We start from the raw sequence: 17812 nt of genomic DNA on the forward strand, positions 1-17812 counted from the left end.
TCCAAAAATTAAATCTGTAAACGCGTAGTTTACTGCAACACCCACTCAAGGCCAATACTTGGGCGGGTTTTATTTTAATAGTTCGTCGATCAAGTCACCGTGTTTACGCTTTTGTGTGCTCAGGCGTAAACGGGTGGCGGCCACTATGGTGGCGATCTCTTCACGGGCGGTGTCGAAGTCATCATTTACCACTACATAATCGTACTCGTCGTAATGTGAGGTTTCCGATTGCGCTTTTTCCATGCGCGCGGCGATCACTTCGGCTGAATCCTGACCGCGATTGGTAAGGCGGCTTTGCAGTTCATCTTTGGACGGCGGCAAAATAAAGATGGTGGTGACCTCGGGAGCAAGCTCGCGTACTTGACGAGCGCCCTGCCAGTCGATATCCAGGAACACGTCAATGCCATTTTCCAACTGCTGCTCGATGGCCGCCTTGGAAGTGCCATAGTAGTTGTCGAACACTTGCGCCCATTCGAAGAAATCATCATTGGCGATCAGCTCTTTAAACTGGCCTTGGTCGACAAAGTGGTAATGAACGCCGTTTTCTTCACCTGGGCGCGGGGCGCGGGTGGTGTGCGATACCGACACCTGCATATTGGCATGGCGCTCTAGTAAGGCGTTGATCAGGCTTGATTTCCCTGCACCAGATGGGGCAGAAAGAATAAACAAATTACCACGAACTTGGCTCATGATGTCTCTCTAACAAATAACGGGACGACTAAAAATAGCCCACTAGTATAACGGATTTCTGCCCCCGGGTTAATAAATATGGCTAAGGGGACAAGGATGTAAGGACTCAGTATTTTGTCGGCCTTGTAGCTTGGTACTGTGGGCGAGGCTTTAGCCTTGCAATCTGCTCCACTGTTGGCCTTTATCGGCAATATGCTTCTGCATTGCTTATTTGTCGAGGTGAACCCTGACCTTCCAGGGACAAAACTAAAGGTGCACATTGCTTTTCATGGCCCTTTTACACTAAGTTGATGATATCAACCGGGATCAGGGGAAGCGCGTGCATTCACATCATCACCACCATAATCACCATGATATAGCTTCGGAGCGCATCGGCTGGGCTTTCTTTTTAAACCTCGGCTTTACCCTGATAGAGTTTATTGGCGGCTGGCTTACCAACAGTACGGCTATTATGGCCGATGCGGTGCATGATTTAGGTGATAGCCTCGCCATCGGCAGTGCCTGGGTGTTGAATAAGCTTAGTAACAAGCATGCCAATGCCCGCTTTACTTATGGTTATCGGCGTTTAAGCCTGCTGGGTGCCTTGTTGAATTCTCTGGTGCTTGTGGTCGGCTCGACCTGGGTCTTGGTGCTTGCCGTACCGCGGCTTTTCGACCCGGTTATGCCCATGACCGAGGGCATGCTGCTGTTGGCGGTGCTTGGTATAGCTGTTAACGGTTACGCGGCGCTCAAACTGAGTAAGGGTAAGTCGTTGAATGAAAAGGTGCTTAACTGGCATCTGTTAGAAGATGTGCTTGGCTGGGTGGCGGTACTGCTGGTGGCCATAGTACTGATGTTTGTGGACTGGCCGATACTCGACCCCATTTTATCCATACTCTTTACCCTTTTTATTCTTGTTAATGTGGTACGTAATCTGCGCCAAACACTGAGGTTATTTTTGCAGGGAACGCCGGATCAGCAAACTCAGCGCAGGTTGGCGGCGCTCTTAGTGGAGCCGCAAGAGATCAGCACAGCTCATCATGTGCATTACTGGTCTTTGGATGGCGAGCACCATGTTCTGACCGCCCATTTATGTTTGCGTGAGCACCTTGATGCTGTTGAAGTGATGGATTTAAAACGGCGTTTAGCGCAGCTGCTTGCCGACTTCGAACTGGCTCATACCACCTTGAATTTGAATACCCCGAGGAGCAATGTCGGGATCATAAAGGCGAATAAGCTTGGGGGCGAAAGCCCCCTTTGCTTATTCGCTTTCGCTTGAAACGGCCTTTTCGCTGCGCAAACTGGCAAGCAGAATATAAATGGCGCTAAAGGCCAAAGTAATAAACAAATAGGTAAAGAAGCCGTGTTGGTGAGCCATAAAGGGCTCGGCAAATAAGGGCCCAAGTACAGAGCCGACAGAGTAGCTCAGCAGCATAACCTGGGCGGCGCTTATCATATAGCGCTCTTGCAATTGCTGACAGCCTAGGTCGATAGCTATGGGGTACAAGGCAAAACTTGCTGCACCCAGTAATAAAACTGCCAAAGCCAGCACCTTTAAACTTTCGGAGGTGAGAGACAGAGCCAGCGCCAGTACTCCAAGCAGGGTAAATGCCACCATTAACATGCTTGGTGCCAGGTATTTATTGAGCAAGGTGATCAGCGGCTGTACCGCCATCCCACCTAAGATCACCAGCGCCATCAGGGTTCCTATATCTTGCTCGGCGATGCCACGTGCCGCCAACGCCAAGGGCATAAGGCCATAGATGGCGCTCAGAGCCAAACCAGAGATCAGGCAGCCAAACAGGGCACTGTGATTGAGTTTTAATATCTGTTTTAGCTCCAGGCGGGCACTGTGATGATGGTTTGGAGCCTGATTAGGCAACAAGACCATAACCAAAAATGCCGCCACCATCACCAGGGTAATGCTGATAAAGGGCGCCGCTCCCGAGGTGCCGAAGAGATTAATCCCCAACTGACCAAAAGCCGTGCCACCATACAAGGCCACCATATACAGGCTAAGACGTTTAGCCCTGGTACTTGGCTCGCCAGCCATTAACCAGGATTCCACCACCACAAAAATTCCCGCCACGGCAAAGCCGGCCAGCAGTCGCAACGCAAGCCAAAACCAGGCCTGAGGATAGAGGGGCAGGGCGATTGCGGTCAGGGTAAAAAGGGCCAAACAGGCCAGGTAAGTAGGGCGAAATCCCAGACGCTTAAGCACCGGCTCTATGCCCAAAGTACCCGCCAGCAGGCCGATATAAAAACTACTGGCAAGCCAGCTTGCTAGGGCATCGTCAAACGCAAATTGGGCCAAGGAAAGCGGCAATAAACTCATTAAATAGCCGGCGGCGATAGCGTATAAGGTCAAAGCCAAAATCGGCGCAAAGATACCTGGAGTGCCAGCTTGAGATTTGGGAAGCACGGTACGGGAGTCCTAAAAGTAATGATATGTGGTCGATTAAGCGACCGGCGACTATGCGCAAGCTGTCCACAAATGTAAAACAAGCATTTTTGTCCGTGTCGATAATGAAAATTGATGCTGCAGTGGCCCAGTGAATTGGCACAGGGGATTGGGGATTATAAATAGAAAAATGGCCCAGTTAAGGGCCATTGCTTAGGAGTCACAACACAGAGATTAATATTTGTCGTCTAGGTGTTCACAGCGACCAAATTCGGCACCGCCTTTCACCGCTTCTATAACTTGTTTAGGGAAGCTTAGTTCTTGGTTTACACCGCCTTGACATACAAAGGCTTTGTTGGCGTCAATCTCAATGGTGATTGGCGTAGAAGCTCCAACCAGACCAGCCATCATTTCTGAGCCATTGGCGCTGACACCAAAGATACCATTGGTCATCAGGTTCTTAGCTTCAATCACACCTTGCTTAGCGAAGAACTCTTCACCCGTCATCCAGCCAATACCTTCTAGATAGATGGTTGAACCCGCTGGCATACCACCGATTAGAGTACGACCTGTGATAAGCGATAAATCGTCGTTGGCATCCATTACCATCATCAAAGGCAGGCCTGAATTTGCGGCAATGTCTTCATGGGTTAGGTTGAATGGCGATGCACACATGTTCATACCGAAGTTAACAAAAGGCACATCGTCACACCAACGCAGGCCACCTAGTTCGGTGATTTCGTCGGTACCGGTATGCCATACTTTTACACCCTGACCGAAGGCTCTGCGACCAAAGCCACGTTGTGAACCGAAGGCGATGCGCTCACCATCTTGAGAAATAACCGAGGCATTAAGGGCTCCAAAGTCTTTAAACAAATCGCGTAATTTGCCATCGACCCAAGCCAGTTGCGAATTGTTATTGTTGCCCGAACCGGTAATGGTTTTACCATTGCCAGACACTTTGTCGGCGCGAACCCAGGCTTCTGTGCGCTCACCGTTGATCAGCACCTCATAACTATTGTTCCATCTGCTAGGGATAAACTCTAAGCCATCCGTAAGCAGAGTTGCTTTACCTGTTTTGGTATCCCAAATCGTGGGCACACCGTATGACTGAGAAGCCTCGCCAGGCGCACACTCATTGCCGCCGGCAGTCGGTTTACGTGAATTACCCACTACAATGTGACCTGTGTCATCCATATCCCAAATAGCATGAGAGCTTACGCTTGTCTGGCTGCCTAGCGCACAGGTGTTGTTGCTCGGGTCTTCTAACTCGGTTAATTGATTCGAACGAAGGTCCCAAATCGCACCTTGAGCAATGCCGTTGCCATCCATATCGGCCAGTACTGCGGCTTTTGTTGCCGTTTTATTCATTGCTGCATTGGTTGCTTTCAATGGGGCAAAGCCTTCGGGGGTGACCACTGTCTCAAAAGAGTTTTGCACGCTGTCATAGATAAAAGGAATGCCCGTTAGGGTCGTGCCCAGTGCCTTCTTACCATTCTTCGAGTGATCAACGACAAACGCAGAAATAAGTGGCGTGTATTGAATGCCGCTGTGATAACCATTGAAGTACATTTCCACTTCTTTGGTTTCACCGCCGGACACTATGATTTCAGTCATATCACAGGCCTGGTCTAGCGCTGGAGACGTACCTTCATTCTCATTCCAGTATTCATTCTCTGAGATGATGCTCGTTGGTGTAGTTGGGTAACCACCGGCAATAATGGGATCCATATACAGAGCGTAGCGACCGCCAGGGGTCAGACCGCTGATAGTGAAAGAGCCATCAGGACCCACTAGGCCTTGGGTCAGGTTACCACTTTGCTGGGTGATCACGTCGTACAGCGGGTTGTCCAGGTTACGCGCAATCATGTTCATACCCGAGTATTCAACACCTTCTTTGGTGTATAACTTACCCTTAATGGTGCCGAACTTGGATTTATAATCGGCCGTGGGGTAAAGGTCGGAAATATTGACGATATCATCACGGACATTGACCGTACCTTGCTCTAGACCTTCAACTCCGCGTACGTTAATGAAGGGGTACATGGTTTCGATGCTGTCGGTTGGCGCTTGACCACGGTTAGTGTAAGTCGTTGTGCCCGGACAACCGGCGACACCGTCATGGAGCGGGAACCAGGGTTTGGCAACATAGGTTAAATGGCCATTAGCTTGAGAGTGTGACATGTTCATGGCATGACCAAACTCATGGGTAAATACGCCCTGTACCATCTTGCCGTCGGTATCATTGATATCAATATACCAGCCATTCATCAGCGCCGTTGCCTCGAGGATCTCTCCGGTTTCTTCGTCGGCAATCTCTGGGAAAGCGATACCCAAAACCTGGTCTCGAGAAATACCAAAGTAGTTTTCTAAAATAGCGCCGTCGGTGTCATAGTTGACCCAAAAGCCGTAGCCATTTTCAGCGCTGTAGATCTGATCTACGTTGCTTGCATTTACATCGCTAATACCCGTTTGGCTCTCAATTGTTCCCGCTATGGCCATTGACAAGGTTGAGGTTTCAACGTTGGACCATTGGGCGACCGCATCGGCGGTGACGGCATTGGCCTGGGCGATTGTGAGGAAAGTATAATCGCGATCTAGCGGGACGTTTTTTTCTAGCACTGTACCATCGGGTAAGGTGATATCTACGTTGAAGGTGGTGCCTTTTTCAAGCACGGTAAAGCTCTCAACATCGTTACCATCTTTGTCTTTAATTAACTTGCCACCATCTGTCCATACCGGGATTGTGCCTTTCGAGGTATCCCATTTATATGGCTGCATGGTTTTTTCATGAACATAAAGCGGGCCGCCTGCAATTGAACCCATAGAGATGGTAGCTAGGGCAATGCCTGCTGCAATTTTTGAAAATTTCATTACTGCTGTACTCCTGCAAGTCGACCAACTAGGCCCATAAAGGTGTCTGCGTCTAACGCACCTGGGGTTGTTATTAGGTTGCGTTCTTCATCGGTAAATTTGGATGTGTCCATATCTTCAAACAGGCCGCTGTTAGCGAACTGATTAACGGCCTTGCCGTTAGTGATCACAAACTTACCTTGTGCCATACCTGCGGTGGTTTGGAAGCCAGTGATAGAAGCCGGTTTGTACATAAAGGCAATGACGGTTTCGCCTTCATGCCATTTTGCAAAGCCCTCAGGCGTCACACCTAGGTAGACCTTGCCATTGCCCAAAGAGCGAGGCTTGATCAGGCCAAATTGGCGGAAGGTGTAGGTTGAGTCTTCTTTCAGCTTACCCTTGGCATCGCTGTCCACAGCAATGGTGATTTCGGTGTAGGGGCGCTTGTTGTCGAAGCCATCGGTTACTTTAATAACCTCACCGGCAATGATGTTTTGCGAAGCCATGGTGAGCTCCTGCAAGTTTTGCTTTTTAAGCTTCATTGCATTAGCTGACGTAGCAAGTGATAAACCTGCAGCGACAGTCAATGCGATTGAAGCCTTTTTAAGTAATGATTTAGTTTTCATTGGACACTCTCCATTGATGAATCTGTAGTAATCATCGAGCTGTTAATAACATGTTTCTGTGGTGAACATTTATTGAACATTGCGGGTGAGTATTCAATGCAATTTATGTACACTTTTGTACAGGTGTATCCAGTTGAACCGTCCCTGAGGTAATTCGTTTTTTGGTTTTAATTGGTTTGAATATCAATTGCTTGAGTTTATTTTTTTCCTATTTTCTAGGCCTGCCCATCACTGCACCTCCATCTTGCTTTGAGATTTTTTAAGCATATGACTTTGTTGGTTTAATCTTTGCTATTAAGTGGGATTCTTGGAGGGGAGGGTTTTAATAATCAATGGTTATGATTAAGTGGGCTTATATAATTTTTTTTGTATATTTATGCAGCCAATCAAGATAAAAAGTAGTTCTAAAAGCCCTGTATGGGATAGAAAAATGGCCCAGTTAAGGGCCATTACTTGGGTCACAACATAAAGATTAATAGGTGTCGTCTAGGTGCTCGCAGCGACCGAATTCAGCACCATTTTTTACTGCGGCCATAACCTGTTTAGGGAAGCTCAGCTCCTGGTTTACGCCGTCTTTACAGACGAATGCTTTGTTGGCATCGATCTCAATACTGATCGCTGCACCAGCTAAGTTAGCCATCATTTCTGAGCCATTCGCGCTCATAGCAAACCAGTTGTCGGTTAACAGGTTTTTAGCTTCAACAACGCCTTGACGACCGAAGAACTCAGCAGCTGTCATCCAGCCAAGACCGTCCATGTAAATTGCACTACCGCCATTGTAACGTGCAGTAATGAGTGACAAGTCTTCATTTGCATCAAGAGGGATCATGCTTGGTACACCGACAACAGACGATATGTATTCATGATCCAAGTTATACGGTGCTTCACAGTAGTTAACGAATCGCTGGATGTAAGGAATGTCATCACACCAACGCATGCTGCCTAGCGCCTCAAGCTCATCTGTTTGGGTATTCCAAACTTTGATCCCGTCATACTTGCGGTCGCGGCCTTCACCAATGAGAGTATTAAACGCAATTTTTCCGCCATCTTGGCTAATTACGGCAATATCGCGGGCGCCAAACTTACTATTGATGTCATGAAGTTCGCCATCAATCCAAGCCACTAGACCTTGGCTGTTGCCTGTACCAGTAATGACTTTACCATTACCTGACATACGATCGGCACGCATCCATACTTCTCTGCGCTCACCATTTACTAGTACATCAATACGAGAGCCGTAAAGCGAAGGCACATACTCAAGACCACCTAGCTCAGTCGCTTTGCCAGTCGTAGTGTCCCATACCGTTGGTACAGCATATGAGCGAGCACCTTCACCTTGCGCGCATTCTTGGCCACCAGATGTTGGTTTGCGGTAAGTACCGACAACAAGTTTACCTTCATCGTCTATATCCCAAATTGACTGAGAGCTCACACCTTGTTGGCTGCCCAGTGTACAGGTGTTATTTGAAGGGTCTTCCAGTTCCATAAGCTTGTTAGAGCGAATATCCCAAACCGCACCTTGGCCAATGCCATCACCATCTAGGTCAGCAATAACAGCCGCTTTTGTAGCTGTTTTGTTCATTGCTGCGGTGGTTGAGCTAAGTAGTGCTGAACCATCCGGAGCGATCATTGTAGAAAAAGAGTTTTGCACGCTGTCGTACATGAACGGAACACCGCCTGGTGTTGAACCGAGCGCTTTTTTACCGTTTTTCGAATGCTCTGTGACAAATGCAGAAACTAATGGCGTGTATTGGATACCATTTTTGTAACCATTGAAATGCATTTCGATTTCTTTGGTTTCACCGCCGGCAACAACGATTTCAGTCATGTCACAGGCATTATCCATTGCCGGTGATGAACTCTCGTTGCTATTCCAGAATTCAGACTCAGAAATAAGCGCGGATGGGGTGGTTGGGTAACCCCCGGCTCGGATTGGCTCCATGTATAACGCATAACGACCACCGGGTGTTAAGCCATTGATGGTGAATGAGCCATCGGGACCGATACGACCTTGTGTCATATTACCCGTTTGTTGAGTGATCACATCGTACATGGGGTTATCCAGGTTACGGGCGATCATGTTCATACCCGAATACTCAACCCCTTCTTTGGTAAACAGTTTACCCTTGATGGTACCGTACTTGGTTTTGTAATCCGCAGTTGGGTAGAGGTCGGAAATATTCACGATATCATCACGTACATTGACAGTGCCTTGCTCCATGCCTTCTGTGCCGCGCACGTTGATAAAGGGGAACATGGTTTCGATGCCATCGGCCGGTGCCTGGCCTCGACCCGTGTATTGGTTAGTTGTGCTACAGCCGGGCACGCCGTCGTATTGAGGGCTCCAAGGGGAAGCTATATAGGTAAAATGGCCGTTTGCTTGTGAGTGAGACATATTCATAGCGTGACCGAACTCATGGGTAAATACGCCCTGAACCATCTTGCCCTCGGTGTCCTTGATATCTATGTACCAACCGTTCATAAGCGCCGTTGCCTCGGTGATTTCACCGGTTTCTTCATCGGCCCATTCAGGGAAGGCAATGCCCAGCACCTGGTTACGGGGGATGCCAAAATACTCTTCCAGAATTGCGCCATCACTGTCGTAGTTAACCCAGAAGCCATAACCATTTTCCGCCCCATAGATTTGGTCTACATTAGATGCATTAACGTCACTGATGCCGGTTTGGCTTTCAATGGTGCCAGCAACGGCCATGTCCAAGGTTGATGTGTCAACATTCGACCACTGCGCAACGGCATCGGCGGTTACGGCGTTAGCTTGAGCAATCGTCAGGAAGGTGTAATCGCGTTCTAGGGGGATGTTTTTAGGTAACACCTCACCATCGGGTAATGTGATATCAACGTTGAACTTAGTGCCTTTCTCTAAAATGGTGAAGGCTTGAACATCGTTACCATCTTTGTCTTTAATGAGTTGGCCACCGTCGGTCCATACAGGGATGGTTCCGTTTGCGGTATTCCACTTGTATGGCTGCATGGTTTTTTCGTGGATATAAAGAGGGCCACCGGCGAATGCTCCGGCAGAGAGTGTGGCTAAAGCGATGCCTGCTGCTAGTTTTGAAAATTTCATTACTGCTGTCCTCCCGCTAATTTACCGACCAAATTCATAAAGGCATCCACTTTCACAGCGCCAGGATTAGTGAGCATATTGCGCTCTTCATCAGAAAATTTTGATGTATCCATGTCGTCAAATAAGCCCGTGTTCGCAAATTGGTTTAGGACTTTGCCATCGCGCACAACAAACTTACCTTGTGCCATGCCGGCGGTCGTTTGGAAGCCGGTAATAGCGGCTGGTTTGTACATAAAGGCAATCACGTTTTCACCTTCGTTCCATTTGGCGAAACCGTCCGGTGTAACGCCTAAATACACCTTGCCGTTGCCCATTGAGCGTGGCTTTAGCAAGCCAAACTGGCGAAAAGTGTAGGTTGAATCGTCTTTTAGTTTGCCTTTGGCATCACTGTTGACTGCAATGGTGACCTCGGTATAAGGGCGTTTGTTATCGAAGCCATCGGTGACCTTAATGACTTCGCCGGCGATGATGTTTTGTGAAGCGGAAGTGAGTTCTTCTAGATTTTGTTGCTTCAGCTTCATGGCATTGGCTGAGGTAGCCAGGGAAAACCCTGCAGCTACCGTTAGCGCAATTGAAGCCTTCTTGAGCATGGATTTGGCTCTCATTAGAAATTCTCCGTTGATGATTTTATTTTTATTTACTGACTATTAACACTCAGCTCTCTCTAAGGTTTTATAAATCGAATTGTTATTCAATTGATTATTTGTTCAATTTTGTATCAGAGGTTTTTTTAGAGTCTTTCTGATTAATGCTGATGTTGTTTTTATTTTTCATAAGTCATTGATTTAAATGCTCTTGTTGTTTTGTTTTGTGCATCTGAAGAGTTTTGTTTACTTTTTAAATTAGAGTTTTAATTCAAATTTCACGACATTGGAGCTGATTAAACCACCTGAATGCTTATTCATTTTCATGGGTTAGATATTCTTTAATCTTTGTTATTTTTATTCTCATATTCTTTGTCGGTATAAATGTACCTAAAATGGCTTATTGGGTTGCGATGTGAAGGGAGCGTTTTTCGGGTGATAAATGAACTGTTGTTAATTTTTTGTTTTGGCTGGTGGGCCATGTACACAACTAGATGTTTATCATCATTTTTGGCCCGGACCGTAAATGCGGTTTGTGTTAATTGTCCTGTTGGGGATCCTGCAGACACAGAACACAGCGAGGGGGAATTACTTTTAGCAACTAGGATGCTATCTTGGTTCGTTGGGTATCAATGAAAAATTTTTGCGGCTTCTGTTGTTGTTTGCATCTGTAAGCACAAACTCGCTGAACAAAAAATGGGACCCGACAGAGCGAGTCCCAATTGAGATATCAGACTAACAAGAAAAGCACATTGTTAGATTCTGACAAGTTACTGAATCATTCCACAGCGTCCTATTTTAGCACCATTGGCGACCGCTTCTCTTAGTCCACCAGGGAACCCGGTTAATATCGAATCACCATTGTCACACACATAAACTTGGCTCAAATCCATATACCAAGACATCCCACCGGCAACACCCAGCATTTTGCTACCGTCGCCACTTAGGGCAATCGGATTACTCATCGACAATTTACCGAGTTCCGCTGCACCTTGCTCACGCAAGAAGCGGCTTAGCTCAAGCCAGCCAATATCTTCCACCCACAGTGCGCCATAATAGCCAAATCGGCTACCACCGGCTCGGCCAATTGCGACTCTGCCGTCATCGCTCAAATCGCTAACCGTCATAGGCACGGCACCGTAAGAGGCTGTGATCTCATCTGGTGATAGCTCTTTACACAGGTTCCAAGAGTAGAAGATGTATTGAATATCCTCACACCATGGCAGCGAGCCGATGTTGGTTACCGCATCTTCACTCAGTCCTTTACTTGAATCCCATAATTGAACACCGTAATTGCTGGTCAGCGCAACGCGGCTGCCGTCGAAGTTTGAGACCTTAGCTTGCTTTGCATTGAACGCGGTGGTGAGGTCGAGCATAGGACCGTCATCAACCCAGGCAACGGCCTGATTGTAATTCACCTGACCGAGCGCCACTTTACCGTTACCAGATAAGCCGTGAGCAAACGCGTACAAAGTTCGGTTCCAATTCACACCGCTGGTATCCAGTTCGCGGATACCGCCTTTTTCATCCCAGATAAAGGGTTTCATTTCGCCGGAGAAGTACTCTTGGCAGTTGCCATTGCCGTTTAAGTCTTGGTATGCCATACCGACAACGGTAGAACCTGAATCGTCCATGGCTGAACCAAGGGCGCTGATTTTTACCCCGGCGAAACTGGTGGAGACGTTACATTGGCTTTGTCCGAGATAGCCAACCGAACGCGCTTCATTCCCTGACCAAACGGTGGGCTCCATAATGCCGTTGCCATCCTGATCGTGTTGCACCAAAACATGTTTACCGTTGCGGCTTAGGTATGATTCAGCACCCACATAGCGGCTGGGTAAAATTTCAAAACCGTTATTGGCATCCCACATCACCGCACTGAGACCGGCAGTACCAACTGCCTTGCGGCCATTTTTCGACAAATCGCTAAAAGTCACTGAGGATAGGGGAGTTACCTGCACCCCTTTCATGTATCCATTGAAAGTGAAATCCGCTTCTTTGGTAACACCTGCTTCGGCGATAATAGCCGTTTGGTCGCAGACTTCATCGATCAGGGGATCGCTACTTTCGTTTTCGTTCCAATATTCTGCCGTTGAAAGTAAAGGTTGAGGTGTTGTTGGGAAGCCACCGGCAACGATTGGCTCTACATACAACACGTATTGCTCACCCGGCGTCAGATTTCGAATCGTGTATCGCCCATCCGGACCGACTTTGCCCTGTGTGGCAGAGCCTGACATGTCTGACACCGCATCGAATAGCGGGTTGTTGACGTTGCGTGCGACCACATTGATCCCGCTGTACTCAGTTCTGCCATCTTTAAGGCGTAACACGCCGGTTATGGCCCCGCGGGAATTAGCATAGTGAGCACTTGGGTACAGGTTTGATATCGCCGCAACATCATCGGGATGTTCGATGCTACTCTGATTAACTGCACCTGCCTTGTAGTGATCAATGTACGGGTACATGGTTTCGATCATCGCTGGATTGCCGCCAGCGATAGGGTTCACACCACAGCCAGGCACGCCTGGGTACAGCTTGTTTGCCGCTGAACTTAGATAGGCTAGTTGGCCATTTACTTGAGTGTGGGAAAGGTTGATAGCATGACCAAACTCATGCGTGAATACGCCCGCAATTTTGCTGCCATCGTCATTAGGAGCCACTGCCCAGCCATTCATTATTGCTGTTGCTTCTAAAATCTCACCGGTTTCTTCGTTGGCCCATTCAGGAAATGCCATACCTAAAACAGATTGTTTCGGTACCCCAAACACGTCTTCTACAACCGAGCCATCCGTGTCATAGATTACCCAAAAACCATAGCCATTTTCGGCGCCATAGACCTCATTTGCATTTGCGGCAGTGATATCAGATATCCCAGTTTTGCTTGCAATGGTGCCTGCAACGGCCATGTCTAATGTCGCGGTTTCTACGTTTGACCACTGGGCAATGGCATTGGCCGTAATTTCGTTCGCTCGCTCAACCGTTAATAAGGTGTAGTCGCGATCGAGTACGGTGTTTTTAGGGATCACAGTGCCATCTGGCAAGGTGATGTTGAGGTTGTACTTGGTGCCCTTTTTTAGCACGGTAAACGATTCAACCTGGTTACCATCCTTATCTTGAACCAGCATACCGCCATCGGTCCAAACTGGGATTGCGCCTTTACTCGTATCCCATTTGTAGGGCTGCATGGTTTTATCGTGAATATAGAGTGGGCCAGCCGCCAAAGCACCAGCAGAAAGAGTAGCTAGTGCGATACCAGCAGCAAGTTTAGAGAATTTCATTGTTGTTGTACTCCCGCAAGTTTACCGACAAGGTTCATAAACACATCAATCTTCACTGCTTCTGGATTAGTAAGCATGTTGCGCTCTTCGTCAGAGAAGCTTGCAGTGTCCATGCCTTCAAACAGGCCTGAGTTAGCGAATTGGTTAATTACCTTGCCATCGCGGACAACAAACTTACCTTGTGCCATGCCAGCAGTAGTTTGGAAACCGGTGATAGAGGCTGGCTTGTACATAAAGGCGATGACGTTTTCGCCCTCATTCCATTTAGCGAAGCCGTCAGGTGTGACACCCAAATAAACCTTACCATTGCCCATAGAACGCGGCTTCAGTAGGCCAAACTGACGGAAAGTGTAGGTTGATTCTTCTTTTAATTTGCCTTTTGCATCGCTGCTGACGTTGATGGTGACTTCAGTGTAAGGACGCTTGTTATCGAAGCCATCGGTGACTTTAATTACTTCGCCGGCAATGATGTTTTGTGAAGCAGCAGTGAGTTCTAGTAAGTTTTGTTGCTTTAACTTCATGGCGTTGGCTGAAGTAGCAAGTGATAAACCTGCAGCAACCGTCAGCACAACCGAAGCCTTCCTAAGCATAGATGTAGCTTTCATTAGACCTTCTCCGTTGATGGTTTTTATTATTCACCGAGATTTTTATTATATTCACGGCGGCTTTTAGTTATTTAATAATCAGCGGATGTGGTCAATTTATTATATGTACCATTTTGTATTGAAAGTGTACTAAGTTGTTTTTGCGGATTTGAAATCGTGAAAATTTCTAACCTGATGTATTGGTGTTAGTTTTTATGGGTCGTTGAGTTTTTGATAGAGGTTTTTAAATGTTTTTATAATTACTTTTTTTTGTTTGTTTTTTTAATTTCTAACCCTCTTTTTCTTTAATATATTTTTCTGTTTTATGAAGGAATAAGTGAAGGTACTAGATTGGGAAGACAGCTTGTTGCCAAGTCGTAAGGCATAAAAAAGCCCCGCATAAAGCGAGGCCGGTTAAGACGTCTAAAGTCGGGCCTAAGGTTTACTCAATATTTTGAATTTGCTCACGCATCTGCTCAATTAACACCTTAAGCTCTACGGCGGCGTTGGTGACTTCGGTATTAATCGACTTGGACGCCAGGGTATTGGCCTCACGGTTAAACTCTTGCATCATAAAGTCCAAGCGTCGGCCACAGGCACCACCTTTTTTCAGGATCTTATGGGTTTCTTTTACATGCGATTTTAGGCGGTCGAGCTCTTCGGCGACATCTTGTTTTTGCGCCAGATAGATAAGTTCTTGCTCAAGACGACTTTCATCGATCTCGGCTTGCAGCTCTTCAAGCTTTTGCGATAGCTTTTCACGCTGCCATTTGATCACTTCCGGCATATGCGCTTCAACTATGGTCACTTGCTCAAGGATGGCGTCAAGGCGAGTGCTGATCATCTGCTCAAGGTTTTCGCCTTCGCTGCCACGGGCGGCTTTAAAGTCCTCAATGGCACCGTCTAAACCGGCAAGCAATTCGCTTTGCACAGTGTCCATATCCATTTCTTCTGCTTCCATCACACCGGGCCAGCGCAGGATATCAACCGGGTTAATGTCGCCTTTACTTTGTGCCTGTACCCATTGGGCACTCTTTACCAGCTGTGAGGCCAGTGACTCGTTGATGTTGAGCTCGCCCACATGGGCCGGGTTAGCGGCAAATTTTAGGAAAACTTCAACCTTACCCCTTTGCAGGTTCTTTCGCAGGCGTTCACGGATCACAGGCTCTAAACCACGAAATTGCTCAGGGGCGCGAATAAAAGTTTCCAAGTAACGTTGGTTTACGGAGCGAATTTCCCAAGTTCCGGTACCCCAGTCGCCTTTCACTTCTTGGCGAGCATACGCAGTCATGCTGTGGATCATGAATGATTTCCTAATTTTGAATAGCAGTATCGCTATGATTATACCTTAACAAAATGTGAGCTCTAGCAGAATTTTCCGGCAAAAATGGCCATTTTCATAAAAGTGCCGTGGCATAGCCGCGGGTGAACACATATAATGAACGAAATTTTTTATTGAAGGGGATAGTGAATGCGTCCTAGTGAAAGAACACCTAATCAAATTCGCCCAGTGACCTTTACTCGCCAATACACCATGCATGCCGAAGGTTCGGTATTGGTTGAGTTTGGTAATACCAAGGTTTTATGTACGGCGAGTGTTGAAGCGGGTGTACCGCGCTTTATGAAGGGTCAGGGTAAAGGCTGGGTTACCGCAGAATACGGCATGTTGCCGCGTTCTACCCATACTCGTAATAACCGTGAAGCGGCGCGTGGTAAACAAGGTGGACGTACCATGGAAATTCAACGCCTGATCGCGCGTGCCTTACGTGCGGCGGTTGATTTAAAAGCCCTGGGTGAAAACACTATCACCATAGATTGCGATGTTATTCAAGCCGATGGCGGCACCCGTACCGCGTCAATCAGCGGTGCATGTGTTGCACTTGTCGATGCGCTTACCTATATGCGCAGCAAGGGCATGATCAATACCAATCCCCTTAAACACATGATCGCTGCTATTTCAGTGGGTATCTACAATGGTGAGCCGATCAGTGACTTGGAATATTTAGAAGATTCTGCGGCTGAAACCGATATGAACGTGATTTTGACCGAAACCGGTAAAATCATTGAAGTTCAGGGCACTGCCGAGGGTGAACCTTTCTCATTCGATGAGCTTGAGCAAATGCTAAGCCTGGCGAAGCATTCTATTCGTGAAATCATCGATATCCAAAAGCAAACCTTGGCCTAACCCTTAACAGCTTGACGAGTAGAGTAATGAAAGAATATCAAAAGCAGTTTATTGAATTCGCATTAGCCAAACAGGTACTTAAGTTTGGTGAGTTCACCTTGAAGTCTGGGCGCACGAGTCCTTACTTTTTCAACGCCGGCTTATTTAACACGGGTAAAGACCTGGCCAAACTAGGTCGTTTTTATGCTGCAGCGCTGGAAGATGCAGGTATAGAGTACGACTTATTGTTCGGCCCGGCCTATAAAGGTATTCCAATTGCTACTACCACGGCGGTTGCTTTAGCGGATCATTACGATAAAGACGTACCTTATTGCTTTAACCGTAAAGAAAAGAAAGACCACGGTGAAGGCGGCAGTCTGGTAGGCTCAGAGCTTAAAGGTAAGGTCATGCTGGTGGACGATGTGATCACTGCTGGCACGGCGATTCGTGAGTCGATGGAAATCATTGCAGCCAACGGCGCGGATCTGTCAGGCGTTCTTATCGCCCTAGACCGTCAGGAAAAAGGCAAGGCTGAGTTATCGGCGATTCAAGAAGTAGAGCGTGACTTTAATACGCAGGTTGTCTCTATTGTTAAGTTAGCCGACCTTATTACCTATCTGGAACAGCAAGGTGATATGGACGAGCACCTGCAAGCGGTCAAAGCGTACCGTGACCAGTACGGTGTTGCCTAATATAGAGTAAAGAGCCCCTTCATTGGGGCTTTTTTATGGTTAAAGGAATGAGTAGTAGATGCAAGTAAATTCCAATAAACCCAATGGCCAAGGTATAGGACGATTATTTAAAGCCTTACGTTGTACTTATCTAGGTTTAAGCGCGGCAATAAAAGAAGAAGCTGCTTTTCGTCAAGAGCTGGCCCTAGCACTGCTCTTGTTGCCCCTGTCTTTTATTATTGCAACCGACATGATGCATTGGCTGGCTTTAGTGGTTGTGCTGCTACTGGTTCTTATCGTCGAGTTGATCAATTCGGCGATTGAAGCGCTGACAGATAGAGTTTCTACCGATATGCACGTGCTATCCGGGCGTGCCAAGGATATGGGTTCTGCCGCAGTGACCTTATCTCTACTGATAGCCGCCTTGGTGTGGGGCGTGAGTCTTTATCAATATATAGCGGGTGTTTCATAAGCACAGATACAATTAAAACAGCGAAAAAGGCCATTAAAAGGATATTTAATGGCCTTTTTTAATGCCTTTTGTGTGTAATTTGCGCAAACGATCCGTTTTTCGCAATTTTCTTTAAAAAAGGGCTTGCGTCAAAAGCGAATCTCCCTATAATGCGACCCCACTGAGACGGCAGGCAGCAACGCATAGCGAGGCGCTAGCGACTCAGGGAGTCAAATAAAACTTCAGTTTTGAAAAATGAAAACTTTCTCAAAATTAAGTGTTGACAACAAATCAGGGTTGAGTAGAATGCACAGCCCTCGAGACGCGAAAGCAACTCGAAACCGGGTAACCGGAATGTTCTTTAAAAATATGAAGCAATCATCTGTGTGGGCACTCGTACAGATTGAGTTCTAACAGCAGATTCTATTTCGCTAGATGACGCAAAC

Annotated in this window: 12 protein-coding genes and 1 pseudogene; 4 read left to right on the forward strand and 9 right to left on the reverse strand. The window is 47.2% G+C overall.

The genetic code is table 11. The features are described 5' to 3' along the window. Positions 1-69 precede the first annotated feature (69 nt). Complete coding sequence (gene gmk, locus C2M34_RS05185; RefSeq protein WP_105200277.1) at positions 70-690, reverse strand: guanylate kinase; 621 nt, start codon at positions 688-690, stop codon at positions 70-72. 319 nt (positions 691-1009) lie between these two features. Here gmk and C2M34_RS05190 point away from each other — a divergent pair. After that, positions 1010-1905: pseudogene (locus C2M34_RS05190) on the forward strand (cation diffusion facilitator family transporter). A 25-nt stretch (positions 1906-1930) separates the two neighbouring features. Here the strand turns inward: C2M34_RS05190 and C2M34_RS05195 are convergent. From C2M34_RS05195 to C2M34_RS05230, 8 genes are all read right to left on the reverse strand, one after another. Further along, the gene (locus tag C2M34_RS05195) at positions 1931-3091 is read right to left on the reverse strand and encodes an MFS transporter (RefSeq protein WP_234398768.1); all 1161 of its coding nucleotides are present in this window, start codon (positions 3089-3091) and stop codon (positions 1931-1933) included. A gap of 213 nt (positions 3092-3304) precedes the next feature. Then, the gene (locus C2M34_RS05200) at positions 3305-5944 is read right to left on the reverse strand and encodes a hypothetical protein (RefSeq protein ID WP_105258228.1); all 2640 of its coding nucleotides are present in this window, start codon (positions 5942-5944) and stop codon (positions 3305-3307) included. Further along, on the reverse strand, positions 5944-6549 hold the full coding sequence (locus C2M34_RS05205; RefSeq protein ID WP_105200280.1) for a hypothetical protein: 606 nt from the start codon (positions 6547-6549) through the stop codon (positions 5944-5946). Before C2M34_RS05205 ends, C2M34_RS05200 begins: the two co-directional genes overlap by 1 nt. Before the next feature lie 472 nt (positions 6550-7021). Beyond that, the gene (locus C2M34_RS05210; RefSeq protein WP_105258229.1) at positions 7022-9634 is read right to left on the reverse strand and encodes a hypothetical protein; all 2613 of its coding nucleotides are present in this window, start codon (positions 9632-9634) and stop codon (positions 7022-7024) included. Next, positions 9634-10239 (reverse strand): hypothetical protein, encoded by a 606-nt coding sequence (locus C2M34_RS05215; RefSeq protein WP_233997935.1) that lies wholly within the window; start codon positions 10237-10239, stop codon positions 9634-9636. Before C2M34_RS05215 ends, C2M34_RS05210 begins: the two co-directional genes overlap by 1 nt. 749 nt (positions 10240-10988) lie before the next feature. Next, positions 10989-13439 (reverse strand): hypothetical protein, encoded by a 2451-nt coding sequence (locus C2M34_RS05220; protein WP_234398769.1) that lies wholly within the window; start codon positions 13437-13439, stop codon positions 10989-10991. Positions 13440-13492: 53 nt separating this feature from the next. Next, positions 13493-14101 carry a hypothetical protein gene (locus C2M34_RS05225; RefSeq protein WP_105200284.1) on the reverse strand — a complete coding sequence of 203 codons (609 nt, stop codon included), beginning with the start codon at positions 14099-14101 and terminating at the stop codon, positions 13493-13495. Positions 14102-14522: 421 nt separating this feature from the next. Beyond that, entirely contained in the window at positions 14523-15383 is an 861-nt protein-coding gene (locus C2M34_RS05230) for a YicC/YloC family endoribonuclease (RefSeq protein ID WP_105200285.1), read from the reverse strand. Positions 15384-15551: 168 nt separating this feature from the next. Between C2M34_RS05230 and rph the strand changes: the two genes are divergently transcribed. The 3 genes from rph to C2M34_RS05245 are packed head-to-tail and all read left to right on the forward strand — an operon-like array spanning position 15552 to position 17387. Further along, positions 15552-16265: a ribonuclease PH gene (gene rph, locus C2M34_RS05235; protein ID WP_105187768.1), complete on the forward strand. Its 714-nt coding sequence runs from the start codon at positions 15552-15554 to the stop codon at positions 16263-16265. A gap of 26 nt (positions 16266-16291) precedes the next feature. Beyond that, positions 16292-16936, forward strand: coding sequence for an orotate phosphoribosyltransferase (gene pyrE, locus C2M34_RS05240; RefSeq protein WP_105187767.1), 645 nt, complete (start codon positions 16292-16294; stop codon positions 16934-16936). A gap of 58 nt (positions 16937-16994) precedes the next feature. Next, positions 16995-17387 carry a diacylglycerol kinase gene (locus C2M34_RS05245; protein ID WP_105258231.1) on the forward strand — a complete coding sequence of 131 codons (393 nt, stop codon included), beginning with the start codon at positions 16995-16997 and terminating at the stop codon, positions 17385-17387. Positions 17388-17812: the final 425 nt, after the last annotated feature.

It is taken from the genome of Pseudoalteromonas sp. T1lg88 (assembly GCF_002964765.1).
GTDB lineage: Bacteria > Pseudomonadota > Gammaproteobacteria > Enterobacterales > Alteromonadaceae > Pseudoalteromonas.